Source organism: Rhodanobacter sp. K2T2 (assembly GCF_013408815.1).
GTDB lineage: Bacteria > Pseudomonadota > Gammaproteobacteria > Xanthomonadales > Rhodanobacteraceae > Rhodanobacter.
Map to the genome: position 1 here is coordinate 106,576 of NZ_JACCCA010000004.1, position 15,779 is coordinate 122,354.

Below are 15,779 nucleotides of genomic sequence, written 5' to 3' on the forward strand. Positions count from 1 at the left end.
GCTTTTCTGGCACCTCACAAGCCGTCTAGAAATTCGACTCGACTGGATAGCTCCAGTACTCCAGCATCGGCTGAAGAATCGGTAGAACCGGCCTGAATACCTCGCGGTAGCGCGTCCAACGTTCAATCGCCTTCCGGTTGATTGGCTCGATGACCTGAGAATAGCTCGGGGTGCCGATGTAACTCTTACTGCGAGCGTGCTTGTCGAATTGCATCAGCGGTGCGCAGTCGTCAAGATCCAGAAAATTCGCGATGCGTTCGGCCTGGCCGGCAAAGTCACCAACCAGATCCTCGTAGCGCGACACCAGTACATCGGGTTTGAACACTTGTACATCGGCACACCACTGCTGCATCGTATCCACATAGGCTTGCGCCAGCCGCTCTAGCGATCCGCACGCCGTCGCCAGAACGTGGGAGCGGAAATGCTGCATGTAGCAACTCAGGATCACGTCGCACGGATGACGTACCGCCAGAATGATCTTGGCGGCCGGAAACAATCGGTGAATCATTGGTAGCCATTGCATGTTCAGCGGATTCTTGTCCACCAGACGTGCGGCCGAATTTCGCTCGATCCGTTCGCCAACCATGGTGTGATAGCGTTTGCGCAATTCATCGCAATCGTATTGACACAACAAGCTGAGGTCTTTCGGAACGCGAGCGTCGTGATTGCGCAAAATGTTGATCAGGCGGTTGAAGAACGGATTCTCGTCCATCGACTGCAGCCCCGGGTGAGCGTCCAGCATCTGCTCCAGCAGGGTAGTCCCAGACCTCGGGAAACCAACCACGAAGATCGGGGAATCGAGCATGTCCGGCGCCATCAGCACCGGCCAACGTCGATATTGTTCGGCACTTATCCGAGGCGCTTCCGACGGCAACGCCGCAACACCTGGAGCGAAATGTTCCGGCGCGTCGATGCGTAACAATCTATCGGAAATATCGTGGGCCTTCTGCAAAGCCTGCAGGGCTGCTGCAACATCACCACGTTTGTCGTGAACAGCGGCCAATTGGAAATAATGCTCGGCATCATCATCATCTTGCGCGCCGGCGCCCAAGAGGAGACGGAGCGCACGTTCCGGCTGTTTACGACGCAGAGCCAGGCTCGCCAGAAGGTGCTCGACCTCGTTTTTTTGGGAACGCGAATTTCCGGCTGAATCGATAATTTGCTGCGCGAGCGTCTCGGAATCGTCGAGCCGATTTTGCCGCTCGTAGATAGTGGCCAGCAGGAGTTTCGCTTCGAAATGGTCAGGCTGATGAATCAGAAGATCTTCAAGCAGCCACGCCGCACCCACCGTTTCGTTGCGCAGACTTAGCGTTCGGGCCAGCTCAAGCTGCAGGCTGTCGTCCCCCAGAGGCAACCATGCGCGCCAATGCCTGAGTAGCTCGGCAGCGCTCTCAAAATCCTGGCACAAGCAACATGCCTTGGCCGCATGCACGCGTACCGTAATCGCATCCTTATTCAACAAATGAGCGGCAAGCAGCATTTCGCGGGCAGCCGAATATTCGCGGCAGTCGAACAGCAACATTCCGTACTGGTCACGAATGGTGAGGTTTGATGAATCCAAGTCAAGCGCACGCCCGTAGGCAGCCTTCGCGCCGTCGAGATCCTGCGCACCGTTCAGTGCAACGGCGTAGTTACCCCAGTGCAAAGCGCTGTGAGGATATATGCGGGTCAGCTCGGCGTAGACGGAAACGGCCTCTTGCTGCCGTTGCTGATACTGAAGGCTCAACGCCAGCAACACGAGCAGGCTCTCGTTATGTGGATGAGACGGCAGCATAGCGCGCGCCAGCCCTTCTGCGCGGTGCGGCTGGCCGCTCTGGATGGCCGCAACTATTTCGGTAAGAGTATTTTCAAGATTCATGGCATAAAAAAGGCCGCGTGAAAAAAGTCACGCGGCCTATAAGGTTAAGTTTTACACGAACGATTTTTTAGAATTTGACGGTGAAGCGAGCCCAGTAATAGCGCCCGATCAGGTCAAAGTCGCTCGGATCGGTATTGGCGTTCAGCGTATTGTTGGCGTACAAGATCGGCGGCTGCTTATCGAACGCGTTGTTGACGCCAAAATCGATGCGGCTATTGATGACCTCGAGATTATAACCGAACGAGAAGTCATGATAGAGCGTAGATCCTTCGTGGAACAGCGGTCCCTGCACGCCGCCGTAGCTGTCCTGCAGCGAATAGGTGCCGATGTAACGTGGGCGCCACTCGGCTTCCCAGTTGCCCAGCTGCCACTGGACGAAGCCCGAAGCGCGCCAGCGGGGAAACAGGCAGATGCCGGCATTTGTCGGGCAGGCGGCCTGCGCACTCGAACCGTAGGCAAGCAGCTGGCCGGCATCCTTATAAGTGGTGCCGCCGGCCTGCTGGTTGAAGTAATTCAGGTACGTAGCATCCACACCGACGGTGAACTTGCCGAAGGAATACTGCGGCAACTTGTAACGAGCCGACCAATCTATGCCACCAGTGGCCAGACTACCCAGATTGCCCGTCGGTTCAATAAAGCCCAAGCCGATCTGACCCGCGTTCGGGCCCGAGGCAATACGCTTGATGTACTGGCAATACACCGTCTGACCACCGGCGCAAAGATTCAGGACAGCCTGCGCACCGATCGACGAAATGGTGTTGTCCAGGTAGATATGCCAGAAGTCGACCGTTGTGGACAGTCCTTCCGCCCAGGAAGGGCTGTACACCAGGCCCAGATCGAACGATTTACCCGTTTCCGGCTTGATCGGGAAACCGGCAACCGCGGCACCCTCGGTAATCGTGCTGATCTGCGTGGCCGACGTAACCGACTTGTTCACGAACGTGCCATTCGTCGGCACATACTGGCATGCCGCTGCCAAGTTAGCTTGGCCGGTGTAGCCGTTACACGGGTCACTGGTCAGATAGGGCGCATCCGAACCGGAAGAGTAAAGCTCTCCAATCGTTGGCGCACGGAACACGTCGGCCATCGTGCCGCGCAGCAGCAGGTCGTCGAACGGCTTCCACTCGACCTGGAACTTGAAGTTGTTGGTGCTACCAAACGAGCTGAAGCGCGAATAACGGTCACCGATATCCACATTCAACGACTTGACGAAGGGCAAATCAGCCAGCACCGGGATAAAGGCTTCCGAATAGACTTCCTTCACGTTGTAGCCACCCGACAGACCCGCCACGCACTGGCTGCCCAAGGCGCAGGTGCCGGTGTTCGGGTTGAGCAGCAACTCGGTATCCGGATTAACCGTTTCATGATCGGTACGGTACTGAGCGCCAACGGCCAGCTGCACGGCGCCCGCAGGCAGGCTGAACAATTCGCCGTTCACATCGGCGTGCCAGACCTTTTCCTGACTGTAAGCGTTGCTGGTGGCCACCGCCGAAGCGGCTTTCTCGGCGGCGAGGCTGCCAGGAGAATTGATGGCAAAGGGGTTGAACTGGCAAGCCACGGCGCTGATGCCGGTCGGGCAAGTCGCAGTGCCATCGGCATTCAGCACCGAGGGCCCCGTGTACAGGTCGTTCGCGTTGATCAGACCTTCGGTGGTGGTGGTGACGCTCTCATGGCCGTAGTTCACGCCCACGTTCCACTGCCAGTTATTGTCGGCAATGTTGAAGTCGCCCTTCAGGCCTGTGTTGATCTGAGCGTCTTCGCGACCGGAGAACGCGTAGCGATTGCCGAGGCCAGTGGTACGCGTGCGGAAGCCATAGCCGGTGCTCGCATTGTATGCCGTACCTGGAGCAAACACATTGAAGGCGTTGTGCGCGTCAAGCGTTGCGCCCGACGTGTCCGTGCCGTACACACCCGGAGCCAGCTGGAAATTGGACGAGGTCTTCTGGTAGGTCGCGTCCATGTAGGCCGATACGTGATCGGTAAGATTGTAATCCCCGTTCAGGAATGCGCCCGTGCGCTCCTGGGGGGTTTCAATCAGGTTGACCGTGGCGTAGTTGTATTTGTCGGCGTTGCCATAGCAGTGATAGTTGGCCGCGGTCGGCACGGTCGCGTTGCCACCCGAATTGAGCGAGATGGTGCCGCATCCAAACTGTGCCGCCAGACTTCCGGGAGCAAAAGTGCCATCGCCGTTGTCGCCGGGAATCTGGATATGGCCGACCGGCGTGGACGACGAGCCGCCCACGATGACGTGGCCCGTGGAAATCAGGCTCAACGCATTCTTCGAGAAGTTGCGTGCGCCTGCTTCGATGCCGTCGGTCTTCTGGTAGTTGACGCCGGCCATGATGCTGCCTTTGTCGCCCGTTTGGCCGAAGGTGAACGTGTAGCCGGACGTGTCGCCGTCGTCGTGGTCCGACTCGCCGACATTGGTTGTGAAGGTAGCGCCCTGGTAGTCCTTGCGCAGGATGAAGTTGACCGCACCGCCGATGGCATCGGAGCCGTAGACCGACGACGCGCCGACAGTCAGCACGTCGATGCGCTCGATCGCGTCGGCGGGAATCGCGTTCGGATCGCCGCTCAGCAGACGCTGGCCGTTGACTAGGATCAGCGTGCGCTGCGAACCGAGGCCGCGGAGGTTGATCGACGAGGCGCCCGTACCGCCACCGTTATTGGTCTGCGGATTCACGTTGCCGCCCGTCATCGTCGGCAGCTGTTGGATTAAGTCACCCAAGGTGGCCTTGCCTGTTGCCTGGATTTGCGCGCGATCGATTGTTACGACGGGGCTGGCCGTTTCCAGATCGACGCGGCGGATCAGCGAACCGGTAACGACAACGGTTTGCAGGTCGGACGTTTTTTTGTCGCTCGGCGACTGTGTCGTCGAGGCGGGCTGGCTACCCGTGTCCTGGGCAAATACAGCGTTGCTGGTGGCGCCTACAGCAAGCACGGCACCCAGCGAGAGCGCCAGGCGAACTGACGAAGAAAGTTTTGTGACCCCAAGTTTCATTACGACACCCTCCGATTAATTATCACCATGGGTCAGAAATGGTCTGCCCAAAAAATGCCAGCCGGCCTAAAGTTCCCCTAAGCCAATGCTTCCAAACCCACTAAACCCTAATTTCGTCCCGATACTAACAGGGAAGTAACGTTTCGTGAACACTTTGCACATGCTAGAGACTCACAAACTCAGGCGTAGCCGCAAAATCAAAATTTTGACGCCGTGTAACCGCGGTTAACGAGACTTCACCCCAGATCCTATTTATCACGCGTATTTTACGCGTTGTCAACAAATTTTGTACATGAACAGCCTTGTTAAACAGTCTCTTATGGTCTCTTTCTGCAGTACCGCGCTGGTGACGTGGCCCATCACGCAACGATGAAAACTAAGGCTGATTTGATCCTTCACAGGTAGTCATTAGCTTGGGCTGATTCGCCGACATAGCTCAATCCCGGACTTTATTTTCAGAAGCAACGTACCCGTGCACCGCGGCTAGCCCTCCCTTAAGGCCGCAACTCCAGCTAGTTGAGACTTGGCAGCGCCCCCCTCCTAGTCTGCGCCATTGATTACATTGCATGCTATGTTTCGCCTGCCTTTCATGAGGGGACGCGAGATGCGGATGGGTCTGGCTATCGACGCAGGTTGCGATCTGTCGCAGGCGTTTTTGCAGCGGCACAAGATCGTCGTGATGCCAATTACAGTGCGGGTGGACGGTGACGTTTTCATGGACGACCGCGAGCCGGCTGAGATGCAGCGCTTTATCGACCGCCGCCTGGGCAGCCGCAGCCACTCGGCGGAAACCGAGCCCTGCTCAGTCGAAGAGGTGGAGAGCCTGTTCCTGGAAAAGCTCGTGCTCGATCACGACTGCATGTTCTGCCTCACCATCATGGCAACGCGCAGCGCGATCAACGAACGCGTGAACCGGGCGAGCTTTGCCGTCCTCAAGAACTATCGCAAAGTACGCGAAGCCGCCGGGGTACCGGGGCCTTTCATGATGCGGGTAGTGGACACGCGGAATATTTTTGCGGGGTCGGCGCCTGCGGCCTACGAAGCAGCGCGCATGATCGAGGCCCACGAGACGCCTGCGGCGATTCGCGAGCGTCTTACGTACATCGCCAATAACAGCTATGGCTACATGCTGCCGCGAGATCTCTATTACCTCCGCGCGCGGGCCAAGAAAAAGAACGATCGCAGCGTCAGCCTTTTCAGCGCGGTACTGGGTTCGGCATTGGACATCAAGCCGTTATTGCGCGGCTATCGCGGTGAAACCGGGCCGGTGGGCAAGGTACGCGGCTTCGAGCACGGCGCGGAGGCGCTGTTCGGTTATGCCGCGCAGCGCGTGCGGAACGGCCTGCTGGTTCCTTTTGTATGCGTGAGCTACGGCGGCGATCTCGGGGTGCTGGCTACGCTGCCGGGCTATGCAGGTTTGCAGGCGGCCTGCCAAGAATCCGGCGTGGAGCTGATGGAGGCGCCGATGGGCATCACCGGTATGGTCAATGTTGGCGAAGGTGCGGTCACTCTGGGTTTCGCTGCGGAAGAACACGAAGCGGATTTTTAGAAAGGGCACTCAAAGCGCCGCCAGAAGCTCTCAGAACCCGTAGTTCAAGAAACCACCATCGACCGCCAGCACCTGCCCCGTGATGTAACTGGCCGCGGGCAGGCACAGAAAAGCGATCGCCGCGGCGACCTCCTCCGGCTCGCCGATCCGGTTCAGCGGCGTGCGTTCCAACACCTCGTCCAGATAATCTGCGTCGGCCAGCGCCGGCTCCGAGCGCTGGGTGCGGATATACCAGGGCGCGACCGCATTGACGCGGATGCCGTCCACCGCCCACTCGGCGGCAAGGTTGCGGGTGAGCTGGTGCAACGCGGCTTTGCTCATCCCGTAGGCCGAGCCAGTGCGCACATGCGTGACGCCGGACACCGAGCCGACATTGACGATCGCCGCGTTCGGATGCTGCACGAGCTGCGGGTGCGCCAGACGGCACATCTCGAACGCGGCGAACACGTTCTGCTCGAAAATCTGACGGTATTCGTCGCTGCGATAGTCCAGCGTGGCCAGCGGCTGATTGCCGCCGGCGTTGTTGACCAGCAGCGACAGCGGCGCGCCAAGGTCGGCAATCCAGTCGAACACGGCAAGGCGCTCTTCGGCCTGGGTCAGGTCCGCGCCGAAAGCCAACACCTCGACCTCGGGGAAATCGTCGGTCAGCTCGACCATCACCTGTTCGAGATAATTCGGATCGCGCGCCACCAGCAGCAGGTTGGCACCCAACCCAGCCAACTCGCGCGCGGCAGCGTAACCAATGCCCTTGCTGGCACCGGTGATCAAAGCGGTATGGCCCTGCAGTTGCCAAGCGTCGATGCGGCTGTTCATGCGCTCAGCTTAAAGCCTATGCCGCTCGCGCGCATCGTCGTCGGCAAGACAAACCTTGCCGAGGCAAGTCCATGGCAGGACACTGGATCCATCGAACCCGCCAGAGAAACCTCATGAAGCCGCTACCGATTCTGCTCGGCGCGCTTGTCCTGGCCGCCTGCTCCAGCAAACCGCCCGAGCCGGTGGCAAAAGCCCCGCCGATAGCGACGCCCTTCGATGCGATGCGCGCCGAAGAGCAACGGGCGAAGGACGTGCAGAAAATCGTCGACAGGCAGGCCGAGGAACAGCGCAAGCAGATCGAGGCGCAGCAGCAGTAGCCGTAAGCGCGTCTATAGAACGCGCGGCGGACACACCTTCTTAGTGCGGGCTGCAGAGGCAGTCCACATAGATATTGGGCGTACCCGCCTTGGCCGTGCGCAGCAGCTGCAGCTCCGGTGCCAGTGCCGGCATCTGGGCTACCCAGTTCGGCAACCGCAACCCCCACGACTGCAGGATGCGGACGCTGGCGCTCTGATTGAGACCGAGCAGAAAACGCTGGAACCCGCCCGCGGGCGGCTCGACGTAGCGCACCGGATAGTCGCTGCCCAGCTTCGCCAGGCTTGCGGCATCGGCCACCGCGTTGCCCAGGCCACCGAGCTGATCGACCAGACCGCGATCGAGCGCCTGCTGCCCGGTCCATACGCGGCCCTGCGCAATCGCGTTGATCGCGTCATAGCTCTTGCCGCGTGCCGTCGCCACGTTACCGACAAAGTCGTGATAACCCTTGTTGATGATCGCCTGGATCACCGCACCGACTTTCGGGTCCAACGCCCGGGTGATGTCGAACGCTCCGGCCATCGGTCCGGTCGCCACGCCGTCGCTCTGCACACCGAACTTGGCCAGTGTGTTGGGAATGGAGTAGTACAGACCGAAGATGCCGATCGAGCCGGTTATCGTGTTCGGCTCGGCGAAAATCTTGTTGGCGTTCATCGAAATCCAGTAGCCGCCGCTGGCCGCTACGTCGCCCATCGACACGACCACCGGGATACCAGCATCGCGCGTCATCTGCACCTCGCGGCGAATCTGTTCGGCCGCGAACACCTCGCCACCGGGTGAATTGACCCGCAGCACCAACGCCTTGGTCTTGCGATCCTCACGCGCCTGACGAATCAGCGCCGCGGTGGATTCCCCACCGATCGAACCCGGCGACTGCTTGCCGCCGGCGATCTCGCCTTCAGCCACGACGATCGCCACACCAGGTTCGAACCCGCCTGGCGAAGACGTCTGACTGGCCAGATAACGGGTTTGATCCACCTGGCGGAAGCTATGCCCCTTGTCGTCGGCCGGCACGCCTTCCTTGCGCAGCATCGCGATAAGGTCGGCGCGCGTGGCCAGGCCATCGACCAGATGTTCGTTCAAGGCCAGCTGGGCCAGATCGCCCTGCGTGCTGGCGATGGTTTGCGGCAGGTTGTCGATGTCGTCGCGCAACGTCGCCGGATCGATCTTGCGCAGGGTGGCGACTTCGGCAAGATACTGATCCCACAGGCCGCCCAGCCAGTAACTGTCGGCTTGTTTCGCTTCCGGCGATGCCTGCTCGAGGATGTACGGCTCGGCCGCACTCTTGAACTGGCCTACGCGGAACAGGTGTACGTCGACGCCGAGCTTGTCCAGCAGATTCTTGTAGAAAAGACGGTAGTCGGCCAGGCCGGTGAGCATGACGCCACCCTGGGGGTCGATCAGCACGCGGTCGGCATGCGCGGCCAGGTAATACTGGCCCTGATCCAGATTCACCGCCCAGACGATCACCGGCTTGCCGGTGGCGCGAAACCGGTCCAGCGCGGCACCGACCTCGCGCAGCGCGGCAAAACCGCCGCCCTGCAAATCATCCGGCAGCAGCACGATGCGGGTGATGCGCTTGTCCTTGGCCGCGGCGTCGATCGCGCCGACGATATCGCGCAGCTGCACCTGCTTCGGTTCGTTGCCCGACAGGCCGTCGAGCGTGCGCTGCAACGGGTCGATGCTGTACTGCTCGACCAGTTGGCCTTGCGGTTTGAGCACCAGCACACTGTCGTTCTGCAGCGTGCGCGCCATGCGTCCGCCGGCTAGGCCGCCGACGATCGCCAGAAACACGACGAACAGCAGCGTGAAAAACAGCAGGTTGATGATCACCAGCCGCACGACGTTGATGCCCCGCCCCAGCGAGCGGATGAAAGCCCAGAAGCCGCGCGGGCGGCGTGGCGGCGGCAGTGGTGGCGTCATGCGTGCTGCTCGTGTGAGGTCATGGGGTGGATACGGAGTGGCACTAGACTTCAAGCGTAGCGGGTAAGGCCGACTCGGTCACTGCGGCACGGTGCCAACGCTTGCGCCAGGCGCTGCGCCAGAATCGCATAAACAACAAAACCGCTGCCACCGACAGCCCGGCGATCAGACCCATCCACATGCCACGTGCGCCCATGCCGCGCTGAAATGTCAGCCACCAGCCCAGCGGCATGCCGATCATCCAGTAGGCGAACAAGGTAATCGCCATCGGCACGCGGGTGTCCTTCAGCCCGCGCAGCGCGCCGTTCGACGCGACCTGGATGCCGTCGGAAAACTGGAACAGCCCGGCCAGCATGATCAGCTGCACCGCCAGCGCGATCACTTTGGGATCGTGCGTATATAACGAGGCGATGAAGTGCGGCAGGCCCAGCATCAGCGCCGCCGAGACCAGCTGCGTGCCCAGGGTCAAACCGATGCCGCAAAAGCCCGCGTAGCGCACGCCGCGCGCGTCGCCCCGTCCCACCGCGTTACCGACCCGCACCGTGATCGCCATCGCCAGCCCCAGCGGGATCATGAAAAACAGCGAGGCGATATTGATCGCCACCTGATGGCTGGCGATCACATCCTCGCCCAGCGAGCTGATGATCAGCGCCGTGGCGACGAACAATCCCGCTTCGGCCAGCAAGGTCACGGCCATCGGCAGACCGACATGCGCCAGCGCCGCAATGCGGCGTAGATGCGGCCATTCGAAATGATCGAGCAGACCCAGGCCGCGGTAGTTGGGATGCTTCAGCACGTAAAGGCCCAGTCCCATCATCTCGATCCACAGAACGGCGGCCGTGGCCATGCCGCAACCGTGCGCGCCCTGCGGCGGCAAACCGAACTTGCCGAACATCAGCACATAGCCCAGCGGCACCAGCAGCGCCAGACCGCCGAGGCTGAAATACATCGACGGCCGAGTCAATGACAAGCCTTCGGACAAACCGCGCAGGGCGAAATAACAGGTCAGCGCCGGTGCACCCCAACTGATCGCCAGCAGAAACGCCTGCACGTCGTGGCGCAGGCTCGGCGTGACGCCCATCAGCTCGATCAACGGCATGGCGTGACGTACCGCAAACCACAGCAGCACGCCCATGCCGAGCGCCAGCCACAGCGCCTGACGGAACACCGCACCGACTTCAAGCCGCCGACCGGCGCCGTCGAGCTGCGCCACCCACGGCGGCACCGCCATCATCATGCCGATGCCGCTGACGATGGCCAGCGACCAGATGCTTGCGCCGACCGCTACCGCGCCGAGCACGTGCGCGCTGAAATGTCCGGCCAACAGCGCGTCGATGACGTTGCTGCCGATCGCCGCCAGCTGGGCGAATACCAGCGGCAGCGCAAGACGCACCGTGGCGCGCAGCTCGTGCATCAGACGCACGCGTTCGGGGCGAAAAGCTTTCATCGACGTGGCGTATTCATGAGCGGCGCATTCTAACCGAGCAGCCCGACCGAGCGGCGCGCCCCCTCTTTGCATCGCTGCTGAGCCACGCTTGCTGCCACACGGCGCAGCCTGTGCAAAGATCGGTGGTTGAGCCGGAGACGACCGGACGGGGATTCCATGAACAAGCTCACCAGCTACGAAGGGCAGCATTGCGCCAATTGCGGCGCGGCCATGCACGGCGAGTTCTGCCACGAATGTGGTCAGTCGATCCACAGCGTGCTCAAGCCGATCCACGGCATGCTCGAAGACACGATGGACATCGTGTTTCACGTCGATGGCCGCGCGGTGCACACCATACCGCCGCTGCTGCTGAAACCCGGCTTTCTCACCCTGGAATATTTCAGTGGCCGTCGCGTGCGCTACATCGCGCCGTTCCGCCTGATGTTCGTCCTCAGCCTGCTGGCGTTTTTCATGATCCACCTGCAGCTCGATTCACTGAGCAAAAAAATGATTCGCGGGAACCTTCCGGTGGTGACCAACGGCAACGCGTTTGAAGATGCTCACACGCAAGCCGAAGTACGCGAACAGCTGAAGCAGCAACTGGCCGAACTGGATCGTGCGCGCGCCTCGCTGCCAAACGTAGCCAAGCCGGATATGGACATGGCTGCGCAGAAAATGCGCGACGCGGCGAATCAACGATTGCTCGCCCTGGGGGCAGCGCCCGCGCCAGCCGCCTCGCAGGCGTCGCCCCCGACATCGACGTCATCCACCGCGAGCGATACCGATACGACGGTCGGCAAGCGCGCCCATGGGCGCGGCAAAGATGACGATGAGGGCATGACCCGCATGGCGACCATGCACATCGACTGGCTGCCCGATGCGGCCAACGCGCGCCTCAACCTGCTTGGCCAGCACATGCAAGCGAATTTGCACAACTTCAGGCATGGCGACGCGGCCGCGCGCGAGGAATCCGTCCAGCGCATGATCACCGGCTTCTTCGGCGTTCTTCCGCCGACCATGTTTGTGCTGATGCCCGTCTTCGCGCTGCTGCTGAAGCTGGTCTACCTGTTCAAGCACCGCCTTTACATCGAGCACCTGATCGTGGCGCTGCACAGCCATGCCTTTCTTTTTCTCAGCCTGATGCTGGGCGCCCTGGTCGGCATGCTCGCCGCCTGGGTCAAACCGGCCGCTCCGTGGTTGGCCACGCCGCTTGGCTGGATCAATCTGGCGTTGTGGATTTGGGCGCCGATCTATCTGCTGATCATGCAGAAGCGTGTTTATCGGCAAGGCTGGCCGATGACGATCCTCAAATACCTGTTTATCGGCTGGTGCTATTGCGTGCTGCTGACGTTCGCACTCGCGATTGCCGGCGTGCTCAGCGTTGCCTACTGACGCCGGCTGCGGTGGGTATGGACGATCTAGGAATGCGCTCTCAAGAAGCCCTTCTTCGTCGGTTTTGCACAGCGTCATCTGCCTGTCAAGCGGTGTGAATGGCTTGGGTCAATTGTGTGAATGCCAGGTGACGCAAAATTTCAAATTATTGATTTCAAAGATTTATTTTTCGTGATGAAAACTTGGTCAAGCCGTCCCGAAGGGCGTCACGGCGGGCCTTGAGGCCTCCGCTCCCCTTTACATCCACAGACTTATCCACAGGTCTTGTGGATAAGCGTAAAACCTTACCAGGGTGAGTCACTTAGCCTTCGTTTCTCGATATTTAAGGAGCTAGTGCGCGCAAGCTCCACTCGCCGCTTTTTACCCGCGGGCGCAAGGCTCGGCGGATGGTCAGCGGCACATCCCCGGCTACACTGCCCGATCACGAGGAAAGCATGCCTGCCGTTCTACGCGTTGCCCTGCCGGTGCCCCTGCCGACCCTGTTCGACTACTTGCCGCCTGCGGAAGGGTCGGCGCAGGCGGGCAGCCGTGTCTGGGTGCCGTTCGGTCGAGGCAAGCTGGTTGGCGTGGTGGTGGAGATCGATGCGCAGGCCGCAGTCGGCAGCAGCCGACTGAAGCCGGCCATCCGGTTGCTGGACGACGCGCCGCTGCTCGATGCCGAACTGATGCAGACCCTGGCCTGGGCCGCCGACTACTGGTTGGGCGCTCCGGGTGAGGCGTATACCAACGCGCTGCCGCTCGCCCTGCGCGAACCGCGGCCGCTGCCGGCCATCGGCGATGAATACTGGTCGCTCAGCGCCGCCGGTCAGAGCGCGCACGATGCCGGCAGCCGGCGCGGCGGCAGCAAGCAGCTGCTGGCCTTGCTGGCCGAACGCGCCCTCAGCGCGCAGGAACTGACCGAGCGCCTGCCAGGCTGGCGCGATGCCAGCCGGCGGCTGGCTGCTGCAGGCCTGATCGAGCGCAGCGAACGGCCGCCGCTGAATCACGCCCTGCCCGCTTCGCTGCCGCCGCAGTTGAACGACGAGCAACAGCAGGCGGTTGCCGCCGTCAGCGCACATCTGGGCGAATATCAGCCGTTCCTGCTTGATGGCGTCACCGGCAGCGGCAAGACCGAGGTCTATCTGGCCTTGATCGAACAGGTGCTGGCGCAGGGCAAGCAGGCGCTGCTGCTGGTACCGGAAATCGGCCTGGCACCGCAGACCGTGCGTCGCCTGCGCGAGCGGCTGGGCGTCATCGTGGAAGTGCTGCACTCGAACCTGTCCGAAGGCGATCGCGCACGCGCCTGGCTGCGCGCACGCGCCGGCAGCGCGCGGGTGATTCTGGGCACGCGCTCGGCGATGTTCACGCCGCTGCCGGAGGCCGGCATCATCATCGTCGACGAGGAGCACGACAGCGCCTACAAGCAGCAGGAAGGCTTCCGCTACCACGCGCGCGATCTGGCCGTGGTGCGCGCACGCGCGCTGAACGTGCCGGTGCTGCTGGGCTCGGGTACGCCGTCACTGGAGTCGCTGGCAAATGCGGAAGCGGGCCGCTACCGGACGCTTCATCTGCGCGCGCGGCCCGGTGCGATCCGCCCGCCGCAGGTGCAGATCATCGACATGCGCGCACAGCGGCTGGAGCACGGCATGTCGCCGGCCCTACTGGCGGCGGTAGCGGAAACCGTGGCGCGTGGCGAGCAGGCGCTGGTGTTTCGCAACCGCCGCGGCTACGCCCCCGTGCTGCTGTGCCGCAGCTGTGGCTGGCACCCCGACTGCCCACGCTGCGACCGACCGCTGACCCTGCACGCCGGCCGCCGTCAGCTGCTCTGCCATCACTGCGATTTTCGCCAGCGCGTGCCTGTCGCCTGCCCGGTCTGCGCATCGGCCGACCTGAAGCCGCAGGGACAGGGCACCGAGCGCCTCGAAGAGGCGCTGATCGCACACTTTCCGCAGGTGCCGGTGCTGCGCGTCGATCGCGAAACCACGCGCCGGCGCGACGCGTTCGAGCAGCTGCTGGCCACGCTGCAGAACGATCAGCCGGCGATCCTGGTCGGCACGCAGATGCTGGCCAAGGGGCACGATCTGCCCAACCTCACCCTGGTGGCGATCGTCGGCGTGGACGAGGGTTTGCACAGCGTCGATTTCCGCGCCGGCGAACGCATGGCGCAGCTGGTGGTGCAGGTGGCCGGGCGTGCCGGGCGCGCACGCAAACCCGGCCGCGTACTGCTGCAAACCCATCAGCCCGAGCATCCTCTGCTGCGTGGGCTGCTCGCTCACGGGTACGCCGCGGCCGCGCGCGAACTGCTGGCCGAACGCCGGCAAATTCAGCTGCCACCGTACAGCCATCAGGTGCTGCTGCGCGCCGATGCGCCCACGCGCGAGCCGGTCGATGCGTTTCTTGCCGCTGCGCATGCGGCGCTGCCGGAAAGTGCCGAACTGCAGATCGCCGGGCCGATGCCCGCGCCGATGCCGCTGCGCGCCGGCCGTCATCGCGGCCAGCTGCTGCTCGAGGCGGCCAGCCGAAGCGTGCTGCATGGCCTGCTGCGGCCGTGGCGGCTGGCACTTATCGCGATGCCGCAGGCGCGGCACGTGCGCTGGTCGCTGGACGTCGATCCGATCGATCTTTACTGATCGGTCGAACGATCGGCAACACGATTATTCCGTCAGATCGCGCCGCAGCGATCCGGGCTTGACCAACCAGCGCACCGCCAGAATCCCCAGCTCGTAAAGCAGGCACATCGGAATGCCGAGCATCAGCATCGAAGTGATGTCCGGCGGCGTGATCAGCGCAGCGATCGCGAACGCGCCGCAGATCGCATAGCGCCGCGCGCTGCGCAGCTTTTCCAGATCGACCAGGCCGATCGCGGCGATGATCACCACGGCCACCGGCACCTCGAAACACAGGCCGAAGGCGAAGAACATCAGCATCACGAAATCGAGGTAGTGGGTGATGTCGGTCATCATCTCCACGCCCTGCGGCGTCACCGCCGTGAGGAAACGAAACGCCGCAGGCAGCACCAGAAAATACGCGAACGCGCCGCCCATGTAGAACAGTACCAGCGCTGCCGCAAGCAGCGGCCGCGCCAGCCGCTTTTCGTGCTTGTACAAGCCGGGACTGACAAACGCCCACAACTGATAAAGCACCATCGGCATGCTGATGAAAAGAGCCGTATAGAAGGCCAATTTCAGCGGCGTGATGAACGGGCTGGTGACTTCGGTCGCAATCAAATGCGCACCCTGCGGCAGCCGCGCCACCAGCGGCTTGGCCAGCTCGGCATAGAGTCGGTTGGCAAACGGCACCAGCGCAATAAGTACGACCAGCACCGTGCCCACCGCCCACATCAGGCGAAGTCGCAGCTCCAGCAAGTGCGAAAAAAGCCCCTGCAGGCCTTCCTCCGCATCGGGGGCGTCGGATTCAGGCGTGGCCATGCGGCGTATCCCTGTCATGTGTGGGATCGCGCTCCGGCCTGGTGAGCGGCGCGTCCAGCGGCAGCTCGGCCTGCACACCCTCCGGTGCCTGACTG

At 62.1% G+C, this 15,779-nt stretch carries 10 protein-coding genes; 4 read left to right on the top strand and 6 right to left on the bottom strand.

Annotated features, from left to right (window positions below; genetic code table 11):
- Positions 1–25: 25 nt before the first annotated feature.
- Positions 26–1,858 carry a sulfotransferase gene (locus tag HDE78_RS08025; RefSeq protein WP_179478037.1) on the bottom strand — a complete coding sequence of 611 codons (1,833 nt, stop codon included), beginning with the start codon at positions 1,856–1,858 and terminating at the stop codon, positions 26–28.
- A gap of 67 nt (positions 1,859–1,925) precedes the next feature.
- Positions 1,926–4,859, bottom strand: coding sequence for a TonB-dependent receptor (locus HDE78_RS08030; RefSeq protein WP_179478039.1), 2,934 nt, complete (start codon positions 4,857–4,859; stop codon positions 1,926–1,928).
- A gap of 604 nt (positions 4,860–5,463) precedes the next feature.
- Between HDE78_RS08030 and HDE78_RS08035 the strand changes: the two genes are divergently transcribed.
- A complete protein-coding gene (locus HDE78_RS08035) occupies positions 5,464–6,408 on the top strand; it encodes a DegV family protein (protein WP_179478041.1) in 945 nt (314 codons plus the stop codon).
- A 30-nt stretch (positions 6,409–6,438) separates the two neighbouring features.
- Here the strand turns inward: HDE78_RS08035 and HDE78_RS08040 are convergent, their stop codons facing one another.
- Positions 6,439–7,221 (bottom strand): SDR family oxidoreductase, encoded by a 783-nt coding sequence (locus tag HDE78_RS08040; protein WP_179478043.1) that lies wholly within the window; start codon positions 7,219–7,221, stop codon positions 6,439–6,441.
- Between the two features lie 113 nt (positions 7,222–7,334).
- Between HDE78_RS08040 and HDE78_RS08045 the strand changes: the two genes are divergently transcribed.
- On the top strand, positions 7,335–7,538 hold the full coding sequence (locus HDE78_RS08045) for a hypothetical protein (protein ID WP_179478045.1): 204 nt from the start codon (positions 7,335–7,337) through the stop codon (positions 7,536–7,538).
- 40 nt (positions 7,539–7,578) lie between these two features.
- Here HDE78_RS08045 and sppA read toward each other — a convergent pair whose 3' ends face one another.
- Together sppA and HDE78_RS08055 are read right to left on the bottom strand one after the other, a co-directional pair.
- Positions 7,579–9,459, bottom strand: a complete 1,881-nt coding sequence (gene sppA, locus HDE78_RS08050) for a signal peptide peptidase SppA (RefSeq protein WP_179478047.1) — start codon at positions 9,457–9,459, stop codon at positions 7,579–7,581.
- A gap of 43 nt (positions 9,460–9,502) precedes the next feature.
- Positions 9,503–10,906 (bottom strand): MATE family efflux transporter, encoded by a 1,404-nt coding sequence (locus HDE78_RS08055; RefSeq protein ID WP_179478049.1) that lies wholly within the window; start codon positions 10,904–10,906, stop codon positions 9,503–9,505.
- Positions 10,907–11,062: 156 nt separating this feature from the next.
- Between HDE78_RS08055 and HDE78_RS08060 the strand changes: the two genes are divergently transcribed.
- Together HDE78_RS08060 and HDE78_RS08065 are read left to right on the top strand one after the other, a co-directional pair.
- Positions 11,063–12,277 (top strand): DUF3667 domain-containing protein, encoded by a 1,215-nt coding sequence (locus HDE78_RS08060; protein WP_179478051.1) that lies wholly within the window; start codon positions 11,063–11,065, stop codon positions 12,275–12,277.
- 434 nt (positions 12,278–12,711) lie between these two features.
- The gene (locus HDE78_RS08065) at positions 12,712–14,886 is read left to right on the top strand and encodes a primosomal protein N' (RefSeq protein WP_179478053.1); all 2,175 of its coding nucleotides are present in this window, start codon (positions 12,712–12,714) and stop codon (positions 14,884–14,886) included.
- A 24-nt stretch (positions 14,887–14,910) separates the two neighbouring features.
- On the opposite strand, the gene tatC is transcribed toward HDE78_RS08065, so the two are convergent.
- On the bottom strand, positions 14,911–15,684 hold the full coding sequence (gene tatC / locus HDE78_RS08070) for a twin-arginine translocase subunit TatC (protein WP_179478055.1): 774 nt from the start codon (positions 15,682–15,684) through the stop codon (positions 14,911–14,913).
- Positions 15,685–15,779 lie beyond the last annotated feature (95 nt).